Annotated in this window: 18 protein-coding genes; 12 read left to right on the forward strand and 6 right to left on the reverse strand. The window is 51.6% G+C overall.

Translation table 11 applies throughout. The features are described from left to right. Positions 1-3: 3 nt before the first annotated feature. Entirely contained in the window at positions 4-1,047 is a 1,044-nt protein-coding gene (locus tag H7A02_12115; GenBank protein MCP5172999.1) for a methyltransferase domain-containing protein, read from the forward strand. On the opposite strand, the gene H7A02_12120 is transcribed toward H7A02_12115, so the two are convergent. The 6 genes from H7A02_12120 to flgA form a co-directional block, all read right to left on the reverse strand. Beyond that, a complete protein-coding gene (locus H7A02_12120) occupies positions 1,044-2,372 on the reverse strand; it encodes a tRNA 5-hydroxyuridine modification protein YegQ (protein MCP5173000.1) in 1,329 nt (442 codons plus the stop codon). The genes H7A02_12115 and H7A02_12120 overlap by 4 nt on opposite strands. 164 nt (positions 2,373-2,536) lie before the next feature. Beyond that, positions 2,537-3,685: a radical SAM family heme chaperone HemW gene (gene hemW / locus H7A02_12125; protein MCP5173001.1), complete on the reverse strand. Its 1,149-nt coding sequence runs from the start codon at positions 3,683-3,685 to the stop codon at positions 2,537-2,539. Positions 3,686-3,876: 191 nt separating this feature from the next. Next, positions 3,877-4,800, reverse strand: coding sequence for a GGDEF domain-containing protein (locus H7A02_12130; GenBank protein MCP5173002.1), 924 nt, complete (start codon positions 4,798-4,800; stop codon positions 3,877-3,879). A 258-nt stretch (positions 4,801-5,058) separates the two neighbouring features. Next, the gene (locus tag H7A02_12135; GenBank protein MCP5173003.1) at positions 5,059-5,523 is read right to left on the reverse strand and encodes a flagellar protein FlgN; all 465 of its coding nucleotides are present in this window, start codon (positions 5,521-5,523) and stop codon (positions 5,059-5,061) included. Positions 5,524-5,527: 4 nt separating this feature from the next. Next, positions 5,528-5,827 carry a flagellar biosynthesis anti-sigma factor FlgM gene (gene flgM / locus H7A02_12140; protein MCP5173004.1) on the reverse strand — a complete coding sequence of 100 codons (300 nt, stop codon included), beginning with the start codon at positions 5,825-5,827 and terminating at the stop codon, positions 5,528-5,530. A 76-nt stretch (positions 5,828-5,903) separates the two neighbouring features. Next, entirely contained in the window at positions 5,904-6,656 is a 753-nt protein-coding gene (gene flgA / locus H7A02_12145; protein MCP5173005.1) for a flagellar basal body P-ring formation protein FlgA, read from the reverse strand. Between the two features lie 189 nt (positions 6,657-6,845). On the opposite strand from flgA, the gene flgB reads away from it, so the two are divergent. The 11 genes from flgB (at position 6,846) to flgL (ending at position 17,402) form a co-directional block, all read left to right on the forward strand. Then, complete coding sequence (flgB, locus tag H7A02_12150; protein MCP5173006.1) at positions 6,846-7,229, forward strand: flagellar basal body rod protein FlgB; 384 nt, start codon at positions 6,846-6,848, stop codon at positions 7,227-7,229. Beyond that, entirely contained in the window at positions 7,229-7,642 is a 414-nt protein-coding gene (flgC, locus tag H7A02_12155; protein ID MCP5173007.1) for a flagellar basal body rod protein FlgC, read from the forward strand. The genes flgB and flgC overlap by 1 nt, the downstream gene beginning before the upstream one ends. A gap of 43 nt (positions 7,643-7,685) precedes the next feature. Then, positions 7,686-8,357 carry a flagellar hook assembly protein FlgD gene (locus H7A02_12160; protein ID MCP5173008.1) on the forward strand — a complete coding sequence of 224 codons (672 nt, stop codon included), beginning with the start codon at positions 7,686-7,688 and terminating at the stop codon, positions 8,355-8,357. 73 nt (positions 8,358-8,430) lie between these two features. Beyond that, positions 8,431-9,696, forward strand: coding sequence for a flagellar hook protein FlgE (gene flgE, locus H7A02_12165; protein MCP5173009.1), 1,266 nt, complete (start codon positions 8,431-8,433; stop codon positions 9,694-9,696). Positions 9,697-9,735: 39 nt separating this feature from the next. After that, positions 9,736-10,476 carry a flagellar basal body rod protein FlgF gene (locus tag H7A02_12170; protein ID MCP5173010.1) on the forward strand — a complete coding sequence of 247 codons (741 nt, stop codon included), beginning with the start codon at positions 9,736-9,738 and terminating at the stop codon, positions 10,474-10,476. Between the two features lie 65 nt (positions 10,477-10,541). Continuing rightward, positions 10,542-11,327, forward strand: a complete 786-nt coding sequence (gene flgG, locus H7A02_12175) for a flagellar basal-body rod protein FlgG (GenBank protein MCP5173011.1) — start codon at positions 10,542-10,544, stop codon at positions 11,325-11,327. Positions 11,328-11,359: 32 nt separating this feature from the next. Next, the gene (gene flgH / locus H7A02_12180; protein MCP5173012.1) at positions 11,360-12,034 is read left to right on the forward strand and encodes a flagellar basal body L-ring protein FlgH; all 675 of its coding nucleotides are present in this window, start codon (positions 11,360-11,362) and stop codon (positions 12,032-12,034) included. A 37-nt stretch (positions 12,035-12,071) separates the two neighbouring features. Then, positions 12,072-13,184 carry a flagellar basal body P-ring protein FlgI gene (locus H7A02_12185; protein ID MCP5173013.1) on the forward strand — a complete coding sequence of 371 codons (1,113 nt, stop codon included), beginning with the start codon at positions 12,072-12,074 and terminating at the stop codon, positions 13,182-13,184. A gap of 12 nt (positions 13,185-13,196) precedes the next feature. Next, positions 13,197-14,165, forward strand: a complete 969-nt coding sequence (gene flgJ, locus H7A02_12190; protein MCP5173014.1) for a flagellar assembly peptidoglycan hydrolase FlgJ — start codon at positions 13,197-13,199, stop codon at positions 14,163-14,165. A gap of 101 nt (positions 14,166-14,266) precedes the next feature. Continuing rightward, positions 14,267-16,180 (forward strand): flagellar hook-associated protein FlgK, encoded by a 1,914-nt coding sequence (gene flgK, locus H7A02_12195; GenBank protein MCP5173015.1) that lies wholly within the window; start codon positions 14,267-14,269, stop codon positions 16,178-16,180. Positions 16,181-16,199: 19 nt separating this feature from the next. Then, on the forward strand, positions 16,200-17,402 hold the full coding sequence (flgL, locus tag H7A02_12200; protein MCP5173016.1) for a flagellar hook-associated protein FlgL: 1,203 nt from the start codon (positions 16,200-16,202) through the stop codon (positions 17,400-17,402). Positions 17,403-17,420: the final 18 nt, after the last annotated feature.

Consider the following 17,420-nt stretch of genomic DNA (forward strand, 5'->3'; position numbering starts at 1 on the left):
ACAATGAAGCATGAAATAGTTCAGGATTATTACGGCAAGGCATTACAGGGTTCGGAGGATTTAAAAACCGATGCCTGCTGCACGGTTGATAGCATTCCCGAGTACATCAAGCCGATTATGGCCAAAATTCACCCGGAAGTGAGTGGCAAGTATTACGGTTGTGGTCTGGTTGCTCCGCCGTTGCTTGATGGTACGCGTATTCTCGATCTGGGTAGTGGTTCGGGTCAGGACTGTTATGTGCTGTCAGCGATGGCGGGCGAGAACGGTGCGGTGGTTGGTGTTGATATGACGGATGAGCAGTTAGAGGTTGCTAACCGCCATCTTGAATATCATCGCGATGCATTTGGCTATGAAAGAAACAATGTCCGATTCCTGAAAGGTTATATCGAAAAGCTGGATGAGCTTGATCTCGCCGATGAAAGCTTCGACATTATTGTTTCCAACTGTGTAATTAATTTGTCACCGGACAAACAGGCTGTTCTTGAGCAGGCCTATCGACTGTTAAAGCCGGGCGGTGAAATGTACTTTTCGGACGTCTATGCCGACCGACGTGTTCCTGCTGAGCTGGTTGATGACCCGTTGCTCTATGGAGAGTGTTTAAGCGGTGCCCTTTACTGGCACGATTTTATGGCGCTTGCCCAGAAAGCGGGATTTGCTGACCCCAGGTTGGTGGAAGATCGTCCGCTGGGCATTGAAAACCCGGAAGTGGAAGCGAGGATTGGCCATATCGGGTTTTATTCCGCGACTTACCGGCTGTTTAAAACGCCTGATCTGGAGGCTGGAAGTGAGGATTACGGTTTGTCTGTGGTGTATCTGGGCTCTGTTCCGAATCACGGCTGTACACTGGCATTCGACAAACAATACCGCTTCCCAAAAGGTCAGCCAGTAGCGGTGTGTGGTAATACCTGGCGTATGTTAAAAGCCAGCCGGTTTGCACCCCACTTCGAGTTTTTGGGTGATTTTACCGAGCATAAAGGCGTATTCGAGTGCTGCGGCAATGGTTTGCCGTTTGATCGTCATGCTGCAATGTCCGCAGGTTGTTGTTAGCCGTTTTTGGCTGCCGGTCCGGGTGGTGCAAGATCACGAACAATCAGCCCGTGCTGCAAGGCCTGGGGGGATATGTTGTGTTTCTGCAGGTCGGTTACATTGATGGTCACCTGATGACCCGATCCGGGTGCTGTGTTCATCGGCAGGTCGCGGTCAGATGTTAACTCTTCAAGCGTGAAGGCTATGTTCCCCTCCGGGGTTAACAGGGTGAGCTGATCGCCAACGGAGAACCGGTTTTTCACGTCTACGCTCAGACAGTTGTCGGCCGGGTGCTGATTGAGCACTTCGGCAACAAAAATCTGAGTGCTGGCCGAAGAGTTACCGGTTTCGTAGTTTTGATACTCGCTGGGAACATGGCGGCGATAGAACCCTTCGGTAAAACCACGGTTTGCCATACCCTCTAAATCGTCCATTAAGGTCATGTCGAAAGGTTTGTGATTAAGCGCGTCATCAATGGCGCGTCGATAAACCTGCGCTGTGCGAGCGGCGTAATAATGGGATTTGGTGCGACCTTCAATCTTGAGTGAATCGACGCCGATGTCGATAAGTCGTTGCACATGCTGAACGGCCCGCAGATCTTTCGAATTCATGATATAGGTGCCGTGCTCATCTTCGTAAGCGGGCATCAGTTCGTTGGGTCTGCCTTTTTCCTGCAACAAAAATAAAGCATCCTGCTCGACTTTAACGGGTTCTGGTGTGAAAGATTCCGCGTGAACGGCAGGCACAATTTCGCCGGAATCGGTTTGGCTTGCGGCATGGGTCTGATACTTCCAGCGACAGGAATTGGTACAGGCTCCCTGGTTGGAATCGCGGTGGGTCATATAACCTGACAGCAGACAGCGGCCCGAGTAGGCAATGCACAGCGCGCCGTGAACAAAAACTTCCAATTCCATATCCGGGCAGCGCTGTTTAATTTCTTCGATTTCGTCGAGTGATAATTCACGGGAAAGAATAACCCGGGTCAGGCCCTGTTGTTGCCAGAATTTCACTGTCGCCCAGTTAACAGCGTTAGCCTGAACAGAAAGGTGGATGGGCAACTCTGGCCAGGTTTCTCTCACCAGCATAATCAAGCCTGGGTCCGCCATAATTAAGGCGTCGGGCTTCATTGCAACGACCTCTGCCATATCTGCCAGATAGCTTTTTACTTTGTTGTTATGGGGGCTGATATTGCTGGCGATGTAGAACTGTTTTCCCATTTGATGGGCGCGATCAATACCGATTTTTAGGTTCTCAAGATGATTAAACTCATTTTCTCTGACTCGCAAACTGTAGCGGGGCTGGCCCGCATAAACAGCGTCCGCACCATAGGCAAAGGCATATGCCATGTTTTTGAGTGTCCCTGCGGGAGAGAGTAATTCAGGTTTAAGCTGGTGAGTGTTCAAGGTTCTATTCTGGCCGGGCAGGAAGTTAGGCTGCGCATTATGTTACAGGGTAATCAAAGGGCGTTGATTCTGATCAATAGTTGATCGGGATGTACGCCGGAGGCGTATTAGAATCGCTCAAGAACCGAGTTTAAAAACAATAAGCCTCTGGGGGTGGTAGCGAGTTTTTCCGAGAGGTTTTCTACCAGCGCGAGATCGTGTAGTTCCTGCCATGCTGCCGAAATTGATTCAATGCTCAACCCGGTTCGCTCCTGAAAGAAGACCGTTGGCACACCAGCATTTAAACGCAGGGCATTCATCATAAACTCTAACGGTAGTTCGTCTTGCAGAATGGCTTTCTGTGAGGCGAGGAAAGAGTCTTTTCTTGCCAGATAATCCGCAGGTAAACGGGTTTTGGCGGTGCGAATAATTTGCTGTTTCTCCGGTAGCGTGATTTTCCCATGTGCACCTGCGCCGATGCCCAGATAATCGCCAAACTGCCAGTAGTTAAGATTGTGCCGAGATTGTTTCCCTGTTGTAGAAAAGGCAGAAACTTCGTATTGCTTATAACCCTTGTCGGCTAGTAGATGGTGACTCTGCTGCTGGATGCTATCAAGTATATTTTCCTGTGGTAACTCGGGTGGTGAGCTGAAGAAGGCCGTGTTTGGCTCAATTGTCAGCTGATACCAGGATATATGAGAGGGCTCCAGGGCAATAGCCTGTTTGAGGTCGGAAATAGCCTGTTGCGTGGTTTGTTCTGGAAGGCCATGCATAAGGTCGAGGTTAAAATTATCGAAGCCTGCACGTCTGGCTGACTTTACGGCCTGGAGAGCATCGGCTGCAGAATGTATTCGTCCCAGTTTTTGTAAGTGGCGGTCGGTAAAACTCTGGATGCCAATGGATAAACGGTTCACCCCCGCTTGGCGAAAACCTTGAAATTTGTGCTGCTCAAAAGTGCCGGGATTTGCTTCCAGTGTGATTTCAATATCGCCGGAAAAGGGGATCAGTTTTTCAGTTTCCTGCAGGATTCTTGAAATGCCTGACGAGGAAAAAAGGCTTGGTGTGCCGCCGCCAAAAAAGATTGACTGCAATGGGCGGTCTTGTGTCAGGTACAGATCTTTACCCAAGTCTCTGAGCAGTGCATCGACATATTCTTTTTCAGGCAGGTTGGTCCTTGCTGCGTGAGAATTAAAGTCGCAGTAAGGACATTTTTTTACACACCAGGGAATGTGTATGTAAAGCGATAAAGGAGGCAGCTCAAGAGGCGTTTGCGACATGGCCGGGAGTGTAGCACTGGCACCTTATTTTGTGGTGATTCATATGCCGCCCCGAAGATTTATATTCCGATTGCAGGGTTTAGTTTACGCAGCGTTCTAGGGCTTGCTGACACGAATTGTGGTGCCACATGCGTGAGGAGCAACGACTTTTTTGGTTGCAACAGTGGCAATCCAATGAGTGTGAACAGGCTCTAGCAGATACAGTTGCGGCCATTCGCTTTTGCGTTATAAAGAGCATTGTCCGCGCGACGCAAAAAATCTTCCTGGCTCTCGCCTCTCCGAAGAGCAGCTACTCCGATACTCAGTTGTGGTTTGATGGCGTGTTCGAAAGACCCTGCTCCTTCGCTTCCCAGTGATGCAAGAATACTAGCGGCGGCTGTGTGCGCGCCTTTCAGATTTGTGTTTGGCAATAAAACGATGAATTCGTCGCCGCCAAAGCGAAAGGTTAAATCGGAACTGCGCAGGGACTGCGTGATAATGCTGGCGACACGGCACAAGATTTTGTCACCCCCCAGGTGGCCAATACTGTCATTGATCAATTTAAAATGGTCCACATCAATGATCATGATGGATAGGTCGCAGTGATAGCGCTGTGCTCTATGGGTTTCCATCGGCAGAAGGTTGTCCAGAGAAGCCCGGTTCATAACGCCTGTGAGAGAGTCGTGAAGAGCGGTTCGCTCTATGGTCCGAAAGCTTATTGCGACCTTCAGGTAGTGAACGAGAACGGCCATACTCTGTTCATGATCGAAAAGATCCTGATCGGTGAAGCGTTTTTGGCTGCTGATAATGATAGTGCCCAGATAGTTTTCTTCGAGCCGCAATGTGTAATGGGCTTTATGTTGCTTCTGATCGCCAACAGACAGTGAAAGATTGTCGTCCCGGTGGGTGTATTCAACACTGTCAGCACGCTGAATGCTATTGAGCCAGCTGTGGTACTGGGTGACAAGAATGGTTACATCCAGTTTGCCCTGCAGTAACTGGTGCAGTTGCAGCAGACTGCTTTCGTTGAGTTTCTGGAGAACTCTTTCCTGGCTGTGGGGCTGGCGAGCAGTCGCCGTTTTCGACGTCAGGCTGGCTGTTTTGAGCGATGCAACTTTTTCACTGTTCATAGTCATTGATCTTCTTGTCTTGTTTGCAGCGGTTATGTGATAGACATTGCAATCAGCATGCCAACAAGTTGTCGTGTGGATTTCTCGTTATTTGGCTGCATTTTAGGTGCAATTTCGACGAAATTTACCGTATGTCAAAATAATGACTTTTTTGATGTGAGGGTAAGAAGGGTGTCGCGGGCGGAAGCGTTAAAAAAATGACGCTCCTGGTTGGTGTTGGCCGTTCGTGCTTCAGGCCGGTTGGCTGGAGGTGGCGGACCTTTTTTAGGCCTTGCCGAGAGTGCGCCCCTGCTGGCGATTTGGTGTACTGCCGTGACCGGAATAGGTGGCAGGATTCGAGTCGGTTTGGCGAAGAATGCTCAGTGCACCCTGGGCTTGCTGTTGTTTTTGGTTGATAAGGCGGCCGTTGGCTCGGTTTTTCTCCTGGCACTGCTGGGCGAGAGAGGTGGTTTCGTCAACTATCTGTTGTAGTGCCTGAGGCTTAGTGCTGCTGTCGACCAGCTGCTGGAGTTGCTGCTGTGGGTCGCCATTGGCATTTTGCTGTGTGAAGTGCAGGCGGGCCTGGGTGGCTCTGGACTGGTTTGCCAGTGATTGCTGTTTTTCCGCCGCAATCAGCTCAATGGCGCTGGCATCAGATGTCAGCAGTGCTTGGTGTTCACGGTGGAGTGTATCCAGTAATTGCCGGAGGCAGAGGATTTCCTGTGTGAGCAGGTCTGCAAGCTGTTGCATGATATTAGAGAAGGTCTCGTTCAATATTCAGCAGGCTATTAACGATTTTTTCCGCTTCTACCTGATAACTGCCGTCGGCAATTGAGGCTTTGATCTCGGCAACGCGACTGTCATCAATATCAGGGATGTTAGCCAGCTTTTCTTCCAGTTTGAGAATGTCTGCTGCCGCGTCGGTCAGGGTGACCGTGTCGGTATCGCTGGCAGGCTTTTCAGCCGCCTTCGAGGAATTGACCGCTGAACCGGAAATCCTTTCGGTCTGCGGCGAGCTTTGATGAACGTCGGTTCTCGGCGTTTTAATATTCATGTTGCTGTCTACTGGTTCCATAAGATTGTGATCTCTGTTTGTATAGTCGACCAATAGCCGGAAAACTTTAGGCCAATTATTGCACAATCACCGAGCCATCAGGAAGTGCGATTCCCCGCACCTTTTTGCCTGAGTTGAGGTTGGTGACAGTCACGGCTTCTCCTGCGGCAGCGTCGTTTAGCGCTTTTCCCTGACTGCGGACCTCCAGGCTGCTGAGGTTCATCTTCACTGTTACCTGCTGCCCGCGTTTGATGATCTTTGGTGCCCGCAAGTGAACAGGGCGCAGTTCCGAACCGGCTGGCAGCGACCTGGTCAGCTCCTGACCGATAATTTCATCCGTGTCAACAAGGGTGTTTTTTTTCGAAGACTGCAATGGCCGGGTTATCAGCTTCAGGTCGTCCTTGCTGATAATTGAGTGTCGGGACAATGGTCGGGCAAGAACCGGTATGGATTCCAGCGCACTAACTTCGGTTCGAACGTAGATGGTCCAAGGTTTTAAGCCTGCGCAACGAACGCCAACACTGATGGCCCCCAGGGCGCTACCTGAGCCGGGCAGACTGGTTGTGAGTGGTTCGCTGCACAGTGGCAGTTGAAGGCGGTTATCAAGCGGGCGAGTTTCAACGGCAACATTCTTGTAGCCCATCTGTTGCGCATGCGTTTTCGTTGCATGGATGGCGACATCAACGATTGCAATCAAGGAGTGCTGTGGGTCGTCATCAGCAAAGCCTGGTCCAGAAGCCAGGGTTGCAAACAGCAGCGATAGTTTTGATAGACGCCAAAAATATGTCATTTTTTTGCCAGTAAAGTCATTGCTTGATGATTTAAGCATCTTTCATGCCATCGCCAGCTTGGAAAGAAAAACACGGCGGCAATGTTTGCCGTTACGGTCAAGGATTGCCGTAAATATCCAGCGTCAGCCGAATATTATCCTCTTAAGTATTTGTATTTTATTGAAAAATAATATTGGCATGCATTGTGTATGGATGAAGGCAACAGGTTGGTTTACAGGAAAAGTTCGATGAGCATGATTGATCAAATACTAGGTGTTTCCCCTCAGGTGCTATCCATTCGCTCCAGAAAGTCGGAATTGATCGCCGCAAATTTGGCGAACGCCGATACCCCGGGATACAAATCCAGAGATATTGATTTCGGTCAGGCTATGGTTCGGGCAAAGAGTGCGCAAAGCGGTTTGACAAAAACACACAGCATGCATATGGAAACTGCAGCCATGGCAAACAGTGTGGGTTACCGGGTTCCGGTTCAACCTTCTCTGGATGGCAATACCGTTGAAACAGACAGGGAGCATGCCGAGTTTATGGACAACGCTATTCGTTACCAGGCGAGCCTGAATTTCATGGAAGGGCGCATCAAGTCGGTATTGCTGGCACTGCGAGGTGAATGATGAGTTTGTTTAATGTTTTCAATATCTCCGGTTCGGCGCTTTCTGCGCAAAGTGTCAGGCTGAATACGATCTCAAGTAACCTGGCGAATGCCGATATGGTCAGTGGCAATCCGGATGATGTCTACAGGGCCCGCTATCCGGTTTTTTCCAGCGCGATGGAAATGGCAGCCATGGGGCAGGATGCAACAGGGGTCAGGGTCAGCGACATTGTCGAGAGTACGCTCGAGGCCCGCAAAGAATATGCGCCGGGCAATCCGATGGCTGACGAGGACGGCTATATATACCGGCCCAATATCGATTCCGTTCAGGAAATGGCCAACATGATTTCTGCTTCTCGTTCTTACCAGAGCAGTGTCGAGGCAATGAATACCACCAAGCAGCTTATTCTCCGCACCATCAATCTGGGGCGCTAGGCAAACAGTGGTTAGCTACGAGTAAACAGAAAGGAACAGAACAATGGAAGCAACAGCAAGTCTCTCTGAACTATTTCCATCTACCGCTCAGGTGAAGACAACCAATAATAATGCTGACCAATTAGGTCATGAGGATTTCATGACGCTAATGGTGGCACAGCTGGAAAATCAGGATCCCACCAAACCGATGGATAACATGCAGTTCCTGGCCCAGATAGCCCAGTTTGGAACAGTCTCTGGTATTCAGGAATTGCAAAACAGTTTTGGCAGCCTGTCTTCGGCGCTGTATGCGAATCAGGCAGTGCAGGCGGCCAGCCTGGTCGGTCGGCAGGTAGTGACAGATTCCAATGTGGGCACCCTGACAGCTGATGGTGCTATTGAAGCCACCGTGGATCTGCCACAGAGCGCGTCCAATGTAACGCTCTATGTTCAGAATGCAGCGGGTCAGCTCGTCTACAGCAGTGAATTGGGCGCAGCTGCCGGGGGAGACTTCAAAGTGGTGTGGGACGGAACAGATAACAACGGTAACCCGTTATCGCCGGGACAATATCGCATCAGCGCGGAAGCCATCATGGGTGGGCAGAATCAGGCGGCTTCGGTTTACACCCACAATCAGGTGGAGTCGGTGACCATTGACCATGCAACGGGTGGGGTGGTGCTGAATTTAACGGGCGGCTCTCAAGTGGGAACTTCCGGCGTGAAGAGTTTCCTGTAGGGGCATGATGGTTTAGTGGTGTGATGCAAAATTCTGAATGTAAGTTTTAGCTCAAACGGTTAGGAGAAAGATTATGGCTTTTGATACGGCGGTTTCAGGAATCAAGGCGGCAACGGCTGATCTCGGTGTGATCGGCAACAATATTGCCAACAGTTCAACGACAGGTTTCAAAACTTCCCGGGCGGAGTTTGCTGATGTTTACGCTACCAGCTTGCTGGGCGCGGGCGGCAACGCTATTGGTAAAGGGGTAAGTCTGGCGGGTGTAACCCAGGAGTTCACTCAGGGGAACATCAGTTTTACTAACAACGCACTTGATCTGGCAATCAGTGGCAATGGCTTTTTCCTGCTCAGTGATGACGGTGCATCCCTGTATACGCGCGCGGGCAATTTCCAGGTGGATCGCGATGGTTTTATTGTCACCAGCGAGGGTCATCGCTTGCAAGCCTTCCAGGTTAATAATGTGGGTGATATTACCGGCCAGTTAGGTGATTTGCAGCTGGATACGTCGCTGATTGATCCGAACCCGACAGGGTCGATTGATTTGACCATGAACCTGGATTCCAGAGAAACACCACCATTAGTGCCTTTTGGCGGTCCTTTCGATGCATTTGCGGCTCCACCGACGGCGCCTGATCCCGATTCATTTAATGCGACAACCTCATCGACCATTTACGACGGACTGGGAAATCCTCATGTGATGAGCAGCTATTTTGTCAAAACAGCAAACCCGAATGAGTGGGAGGTTCATACCTTGGTGGACGGAGTGACAACTTCCGGTCCTGACACTCTGACCTTTCAGTCCAACGGTCAATTTGATCCTCTGACACTTCCGGTTGAAGTCAATATTGCCGGGTGGAATCCGTTAAATGCTTCCGGTCTTCCCACCGGGGCAGCGGCGCAGAGCTTTACAATTTCACTGTCGCGCGCCACGCAGTTTGGTTCAGAGTTTGCTGTCAGCTCCGTTACCCAGGACGGTTTTACCACCGGTCAGCTGCGCGGCCTCGAAATTGATGACACCGGGGTGGCATTTGCCCGCTACACCAACGGTCAGGCGCGAGCCCTCGGACAAGTGGCGGTTGCCGGCTTCTCTAACCCGAACGGGCTGCAACCACTGGGTGACACCAATTGGTCGGAAACATTTTCTTCCGGCCCCGCTACGCTGGGTGAGCCGGGCACTTCCGGTCTGGGTGTTATCCAGTCGGGAGCGCTGGAAGATTCCAACGTGGAAATTACCGAGCAGCTGGTCAATATGATTGTTGCCCAACGTAACTTCCAGGCCAATGCGCAGGTAATTCAGACCGAAGACGCCGTCACTCAGACGGTCATTAATCTTCGCTAACAGTTCGGGTTGAGCTGAATGAGTATTGAGGTGTAACGAATGGACCACTTTCTTTACATTGCGGCATCAGGGGCTAGGGAGACCATGCTGGCACAGGGCGTTAACAGCCATAATCTGGCTAACGCTTCAACGCCGGGTTTTCGGGCGGATCTATTGCTTGCCCAAAGCGCTCTGGTTGATGGCGAGGGACACAAAAGCCGCATTTATTCTACCGGCAATGAAATGGACGTTGATCTCGACCCGGGTGTGGTCAGCATTACCGGTCGGGATCTGGATGTGGCGATTAATGGCCCCGGCTGGATAGCCGTGCAAACCCCGGAAGGAAAAGAAGTTTACAGCCGACGGGGTGACCTCAGGGTCGATGAATTTGGCCAATTAAGTGACGGCGCAGGACTGCAGCTGATCGGCAATAGTGGCCCGATTGCGCTACCGCCTTTTTCGGACATTACGATTGGTACAGACGGAACGATCTCTATCGTTCCTCTCGGTGAAGCACCCAACACGCTGGCGGTGATTGACCGCATCAAGTTGGTTAACCCCGAGCGATCGGATTTGAGGAAAACGCTCAATGGGTTGATTGAACTGAAAAAGGGAGATGCTGTTGAGGCAGATGCCGGGGTTAGCCTTATCGCCGGATCACTTGAGTCCAGCAACGTGAATGCCGTTTCTGCCATGGTGACAATGATTGAGCTATCCCGCGAATTTGAAGCCCATGCACGCATGATGAAAACCGCCGAGCAACTTGACAGTGCTTCGGCCCAATTGATGAGTATGAGTTAAGTCGGCCTGCCGCTTGCCAGGTTATTTCTGGATAGTGCAGAGCGTCGGAAGACAGGAGTGAGAATATGACACAGGCATTATGGATCGCTAAAACAGGACTGGATGCACAGCAAACCAAAATGGCCAATATTGCCAACAATCTGGCCAATGCGGGTACTACAGGTTTCAAGCGCAGTCGCGCCATTTTTGCAGACTTGCTGTATCAGAATGTGCGTCAGGTGGGCGGGCAGTCTTCACAGGATACCCAGCTGCCTTCGGGTTTGATGATGGGCACAGGCGTACGGACAGTTGCAACCGAAAAACTGTTTACCCAGGGCAACTTGTCACAAACTGAAAACCTGCTGGATATGGCCATTCAGGGCCGCGGGTTTTTTCAGGTATTGCTGCCGGATGGTTCGCAGGCCTATACGCGCGATGGCTCGTTTCAGGTAGACAGTCAGGGGCAGATGGTGACTTCCAATGGCTATGTGTTGCAACCGGCAATCAGTATTCCCGAAAATGCCCAGTCAGTGAATATCGGCAATGACGGAACCGTTTCGGTGAGTATTCCCGGCTCTTCATCCGTTACCCAGATTGGCACGGTTCAGCTGGCGGATTTTGTCAATCCGGCAGGTTTGCAATCCATGGGTGATAACCTCTATCTGGAGTCCAGCGCCAGTGGCTCACCCCAGCCGGGCAACCCAGGTCTTAACGGACTGGGCACAGTGGTGCAGGGCTACGTGGAAAGTTCGAATGTAAACGTGGTGGAAGAACTGGTGAACATGATCGAGACCCAGCGCGCGTATGAAATGAATTCCCGTGCGATTTCCACAACGGATCAAATGATGCAATACGTGGCAAATAACCTCTAATTTGAGGGGTGCAGGTAATGAAAAACAAATTGATGATCAGGTTCACAGCGGCGTTGGCAGTATTGCTGATGGTGGGGTGTGCGGGCATGCCCAGCGAGAGCTCACCCGAGTATGCGCCGACTGAACCTATGGAGTTTCCCGACCAGCAGGCCACAGCGCCAAGCGGCGGTATTTATCAACCTGCCCGCACGCTTTCTTTGTTTGAAGATGTCACCGCCCGTCAGGTGGGTGACATCGTGACCGTTATTCTGGCTGAAACTACCGATGCCGCCAAAAGCAGTGATACAGATCTGGACAAGAGCAATTCCAACTCCATCACGGATCCAATACTCGGTGGTCAGACACGAACCCTCGGCAGTGACTTTAATCTGGGATTTGATCTCTCTTCAGATAGTCAGTTCAGCGGTGGCAGCGCGAGTACGCAAAGTAATAGTTTGCAAGGAAGCATTGCCGTCACGGTTGCCAAGGTGCTTCCTGGTGGCAATCTGTATATTCAGGGTGAAAAGTGGATCCACCTGAATCAGGGCAATGAGTATATTCGCCTCCGTGGCATTATCCGTCCGATGGACATCTCTTCCAGTAACACAGTTCTTTCAACCAAAGTAGCGGATGCGCGTATTTCCTACGGTGGCACCGGCCCTACTGCAGAGGTCAATGTCGTGGGCTGGTTGTCGCGTTTCTTCATGAGCCCACTGTGGCCGTTTTAAGCGTGACATTTTAATGAACATCCACGGGATAAAAATTATGAACCTGAAAACAATTTATACGATCTTGCTGCTATTGGTGCTTTCTGCCGCAGACGTCGTGCAGGCTGAGCGTATCAAGGATATTGCCACCATCAAGGGCGTGCGCAGTAATCAGCTGATAGGTTATGGGCTGGTCGTTGGGCTGGATGGTTCCGGTGACCAGACCACACAAACCCCGTTCACTGTACAGAGTCTGAAAAGCATGCTGGCAAAGCTGGGTGTGGTGATTCCGGCCAATGTTAACCCGCAGTTGAAAAACGTTGCTGCCGTGATGGTGCATGCAGATCTTCCCGCTTTTGCAAAAGCGGGCAAAACCATTGATGTTACCGTTTCATCGTTGGGTAATGCGAAAAGTCTGCGTGGTGGCTCCCTTTTGATGACACCCCTCAAAGGCGTTGATGGACAAACCTATGCATTGGCGCAGGGCAACCTGATTGTCAGCGGTTTTGGCGCCGACGGAGCAGATGGCTCCAGTGTTACCGTTAATGTGCCCAGCGCCGGGCGAATTCCCAATGGGGCAATAGTTGAGCGTGAGGTTGCCAACCCTTTTAACCGTGATCCTTCGCTGGTCATGCACCTCAATTCACCTGACTTTACCACGGCGCTGCAAGTGGCGAATCGAATTAACGATACCCTGGGGCAGGGTGTTGCCCGACCACTCGACAGCGCTTCTGTCGAGGTGAAAGCGCCGTTGGAGCCTGAGGATAAAGTGGCTTTTGTCTCGGTGGTAGAAAACCTTCAGGTTACGCCTGGTGCAGCTCCCGCCAGAGTCATTATTAACTCTCGCACCGGCACGGTGGTTATTGGCAGCGAAGTCAGGGTTTCCCCGGCGGCGGTTGCTCACGGAAGCCTCACTGTCACCATTGCAGAGAACTATGAAGCCAGCCAGCCCGCCCCTTTTGCCCGGCAGGGTGAAACGGTTGTGGTGCCGGGCTCCGAGGTTGATATTGAAGAAGAAGGCAGTCGCATGTTTCTGTTTGATCCCGGTGTAACGCTCAATGATCTGGTAACCGCAGTCAATAATGTGGGTGCAGCCCCCGGTGACCTGGTGGCTATTCTTGAAGCATTGCAGCAGGTGGGTGCACTGCGTGCCCAGTTAATTGTGATCTAACGGGGTGAACGAGTGAGCATCGCAACGCAAAATACAGCACCAGCAGCGCTTTACAGCGACTTCCAGCATCTGGCATCGCTGCGATCCGATGCGCTCAGTGCACCAACGGAAGCCGTTGAGGAAGTTGCAACTCACTTTGAATCCTTATTCATGCAAATGATGCTCAAGTCCATGCGCGACGCCACTATCGAGGGAGATCTTTTTAATAGCGATCAAATGGAAATGTACCAGAGCATGTTTGATCAGCAAATCTCCCTGGATATGTCCAGACAGGGGAAACTGGGGTTGAAAGATATTCTGGTGGAGCAGCTGGGGGGTGAAAAACCGCTGCTTGACGAGCCGCAAAAGCCAGAGCCAATCGTATCGCTTCACGAGGTGTCTTCCAGTATGCGTCGACAGGTTCTGGGTATGGTTCCTGCTGCTGGAGGCGAAGTCAGGCCGATCTATGAGGTTGCTGACAGGGCGCCCGCCTGGTTGCCGGAGTCGCCGGAACAGTTTATTCGTGATGTATGGGATCACGCCGTAAATGCCGCTAGTGAGCTGGGGGTCGATCCTCAAGTGCTGGTTGCACAATCGGCGCTGGAAACCGGCTGGGGCAAGAAGGTGATTCGTGCTGCGGATGGCAGCAGCAGTTTTAACTTGTTCGGTATCAAGGCGAACGGTGACTGGAAAGGGGGCTCGGCAGTTGTGAATACCGTTGAGTATCGCGATGGGCTGGCATCCATAGAGAAAGCGGCGTTCCGGGTTTACGATTCACTGGCGAGCAGCTTTGACGATTATGTCAGTTTTTTGAAGGCTAATCCCCGCTATCAACAGGCGCTTGAGAAAGTCTCTGACAGCAGTGAATTTGTGAGCGAATTGCAAAGCGCCGGTTACGCTACTGACCCGCAATATGCTGAAAAAATTATGAATATTGTGAACCGCGACACACTGGATAACGTGGTTGGCGAGCTAAAGAGTTTTACTGCGGTGTCGATATAAAGGTGACAGGTCAAGCTTAACACCGAGGGTGTTAAGTTGAAAATGCTGGTTTCCGCCGACATGAGCAGCAGATAACAGGCAACAGACGACAGGTAATTATTTTGGCAGACATTCTAAACATTGGAGCATCGGCACTGCTTTCTCTGCAGCAGGCGATCAATACTACCGGCCATAATATCGCCAATGTGAATACAGATGGCTATAGCCGTCAGCGCGTGCATTTTGACACATTGCCGCCGCAACTGTCGGGAAATGGCTATATTGGTTCGGGTGTCGAAGTCGATTCCATACAGCGTTTTTACGATCAGTTTCTGGTGTCGGATATTCGCTCCCGAACCTCCTCGCAAAGCGGTTTCCAGACGTTTCATGAGCTTTCCACAAGGCTCGATCAGATGCTGGCTGATCCCAATGTTGGATTGGGGCCGGTTATCGATAATTTTTTTGGTGCTCTTCAGGATGTTTCCAATAACCCTGGCTCAATGCCTGAGCGCGAGGTATTACTGGGCGAAGCCCAAGCGCTTGCTGATCGGTTTCATTACCTCGACAGTAACTTCCGCAATATCAGCAGCGAAGTGAATGCCCGCCTCGAGCTGTCAGTCAGCGAGATCAATTCACTGGCGGCTAACATTGCTGAACTCAATCAACAGATTTCCTCTGCATCTGCCCAGGCTGGCGGGAAGCCAAATGATTTGCTTGATCAGCGTGACCAGCTACTGGTAGAGCTTTCCGCCAAAGTCAATGTCACCACGGTTGAGCAGTCAGATGGTTCGGTTAACGTGATGATCGGCAAGGGGCAGGCGCTGGTGGTAGGCTTTACGGCCGAGCAACTGCAAACCTTTGCTGATCCGTTTGACGGTACCCAGACGCTGGTTGGTGTTGCCGGGGTTGGTGGCGGTAGCAATGACCTGAGCCGGTTTCTGAATGGCGGTGAACTTGGTGCTGTGCTGGATTTTCGAGCCCGGGTGCTGAATCCGGCCAGAAACGAATTAGGCTTGCTTGCCGCGGGCATTTCGGCAACCTTCAATGAACAGCACCGCCTTGGCCAGGATCTCGATGGCCAGTTGGGAGGCGACTTCTTTTTGCCGCTTGATGCGACAACGGCATCTCATCCGGATAACTCGGGTCTGTCTTCGGTAGCGGCCACTATTGCCGATGCCACACAGCTAACCGGCGATGATTACAGTTTGCGCTTTGAAGCCGGTCAGTGGACGCTGACAAATCTGACCACAAAAGTCAGTCAGACCGGAGCAGGGCCGTTTTCAGTTGACGGATTGACCATTACTCCGGCGGGCGCCCCGGTGAGTGGCGACAGTTTTCTGGTTCAGCCAACACTGCAAAGTGCCAGTCAGTTCAGTGTGGCATTGACTCAGGCCGAAGACTTTGCGGCGGCTTCGCCACTGCGTAGCTACGAAGAGTTGAGCAATACTGGTTCAGCGGCCCTTGCTGATCTAGTGGTAACGGATATCGCGGCCTTGCCTTTGGCTGGGCCGGTAACCCTTACCTTTAATCCGGATGCCCTGGGTGCAGGCGTACCCGGTTTTGATGTCAGTGGTATTGCCGGTGGTCCGCTGGCCTATAACCCGGCTACCGAAAACAATGGCAAAACTTTTACTCTGGGCGGTTTCGATTTCACCGTTAACGGTGTCCCTCAGTCGGGAGACGAACTGGTTATCGAGAATAATGTCAACGGAGTTGGCGATAACCGCAACGCTTTGCTGCTGGCGGGCCTCCAGTCTGAGAAAAACCTGCTGGGAGGCAAAGCCAGTTATCAGGGCGTTTACGGGGGGCTGGTTGCTGATATTGGTGTAAAAACACGGCAGGCAGAGACCAGTGCGAATACAGAATCCATTTTGCTGGAACAGGCACAGTCGGCAAGGGACAGCGTTTCAGGGGTCAACCTCGATGAAGAGGCTGCGAATCTGATTCGATTCCAGCAGGCTTACCAGGCAGCGGCACAGGTGATTGCCGTAGCTGATCAGTTGTTTCAGACACTGTTGAACGCCACGCAGCGGTAGTCAAAAGGAGACTTGAGATATGCGTCTTTCCAGTGTACAGATTTTTCAGCAGGGTATTTCCGGCATCCTTGAGCAGCAGGCCAAGTTGCAGCACACAGAACAGCAGCTGGCAACGGGGCGCCGTGTGCTGACTCCTTCCGATGACCCGGTGGCGGCGGCCCAAATCCTCGATATTACAGAAGATCTCGAGTTGATGGATCAGTATCAGCGCAACGGCAATCTGGCAGAGACGCACTTACGACAGGAAGAGGCCGTTCTTGACGATGTTGGCAACCTTTTGCAGCGAGTCAGAGAGCTGGTTGTGCAAGCGAACAATGCAAGCCAGTCGCCGGAGACGAGGCAGGCTATCGCGGTGGAAATTGAGGCGCAGCTGGACGGATTGCAGGCTCTGGCCAACAGCCAGAATGCTGATGGTGACTACATTTTTGCGGGATTCCAGAATACCAGCGAGCCTTTTACCAAACAGGGCAACACTTATTCCTACAATGGTGATGACGGCCAACGGTTGTTGCAGGTTGGCAGAAGCTCTCAGGTGGCGATTCAGGATTCCGGACTCGATGTGTTTGTCGCTGTGCCTTCTGGCAATGGTCGTTATGAAATTGCTGCGAACCCTGCAAACAGCGGTACAGCTGTGGCCGGTACGAATACGGTCCAGGGTAATTTTGTTGCTGACAATTACACCATTACTTTCAGTCAGGCGACACCGGCTGACCCAATCACCTATCAGGTGACGGATGGCGCAGCAGCTGTTATCGCCAGTGGTAACTATGTTTCTGGCGAAAATATTACTTTTGGTGGTGCCAGTATCGGCTTTGACGGTGTCCCTGCTGACGGTGACAGCTTCCAGGTGACGCCATCCACCAAGCAGGATATGTTCAGCACCCTGCAAGACATTGTCAGTGTTCTTCAGGGCAGCGGTTCCGCGCCTGCAGAAATCGCCCTGTTGAATACCGCAATGGGGCAAGCGCTTGAAAATCTTGATCAGGGCATTGGTCAGGTGCTGGATGTGCGTGCCGCTGTGGGTGTCAGGTTGAACCAGGTTGAAAACCAGCTCAATATCAATGACAGCTTCAAGCTGCAAATGGAAGAAACCCTTTCCGACATTCAGGACCTCGATTACGCCGAAGCCATCAGCAGGCTCAATCTTCAGCTGACAGCGCTTCAGGCTGCCCAGCAGGCCTACGTCAAGGTGCAGGGGCTGTCTCTGTTTAATTATTTATAGAGTGTCTTAAAACTTCAG

It is taken from the genome of Pseudomonadales bacterium (assembly GCA_024234435.1).
Classification (GTDB): domain Bacteria; phylum Pseudomonadota; class Gammaproteobacteria; order Pseudomonadales; family Porticoccaceae; genus JACKOF01.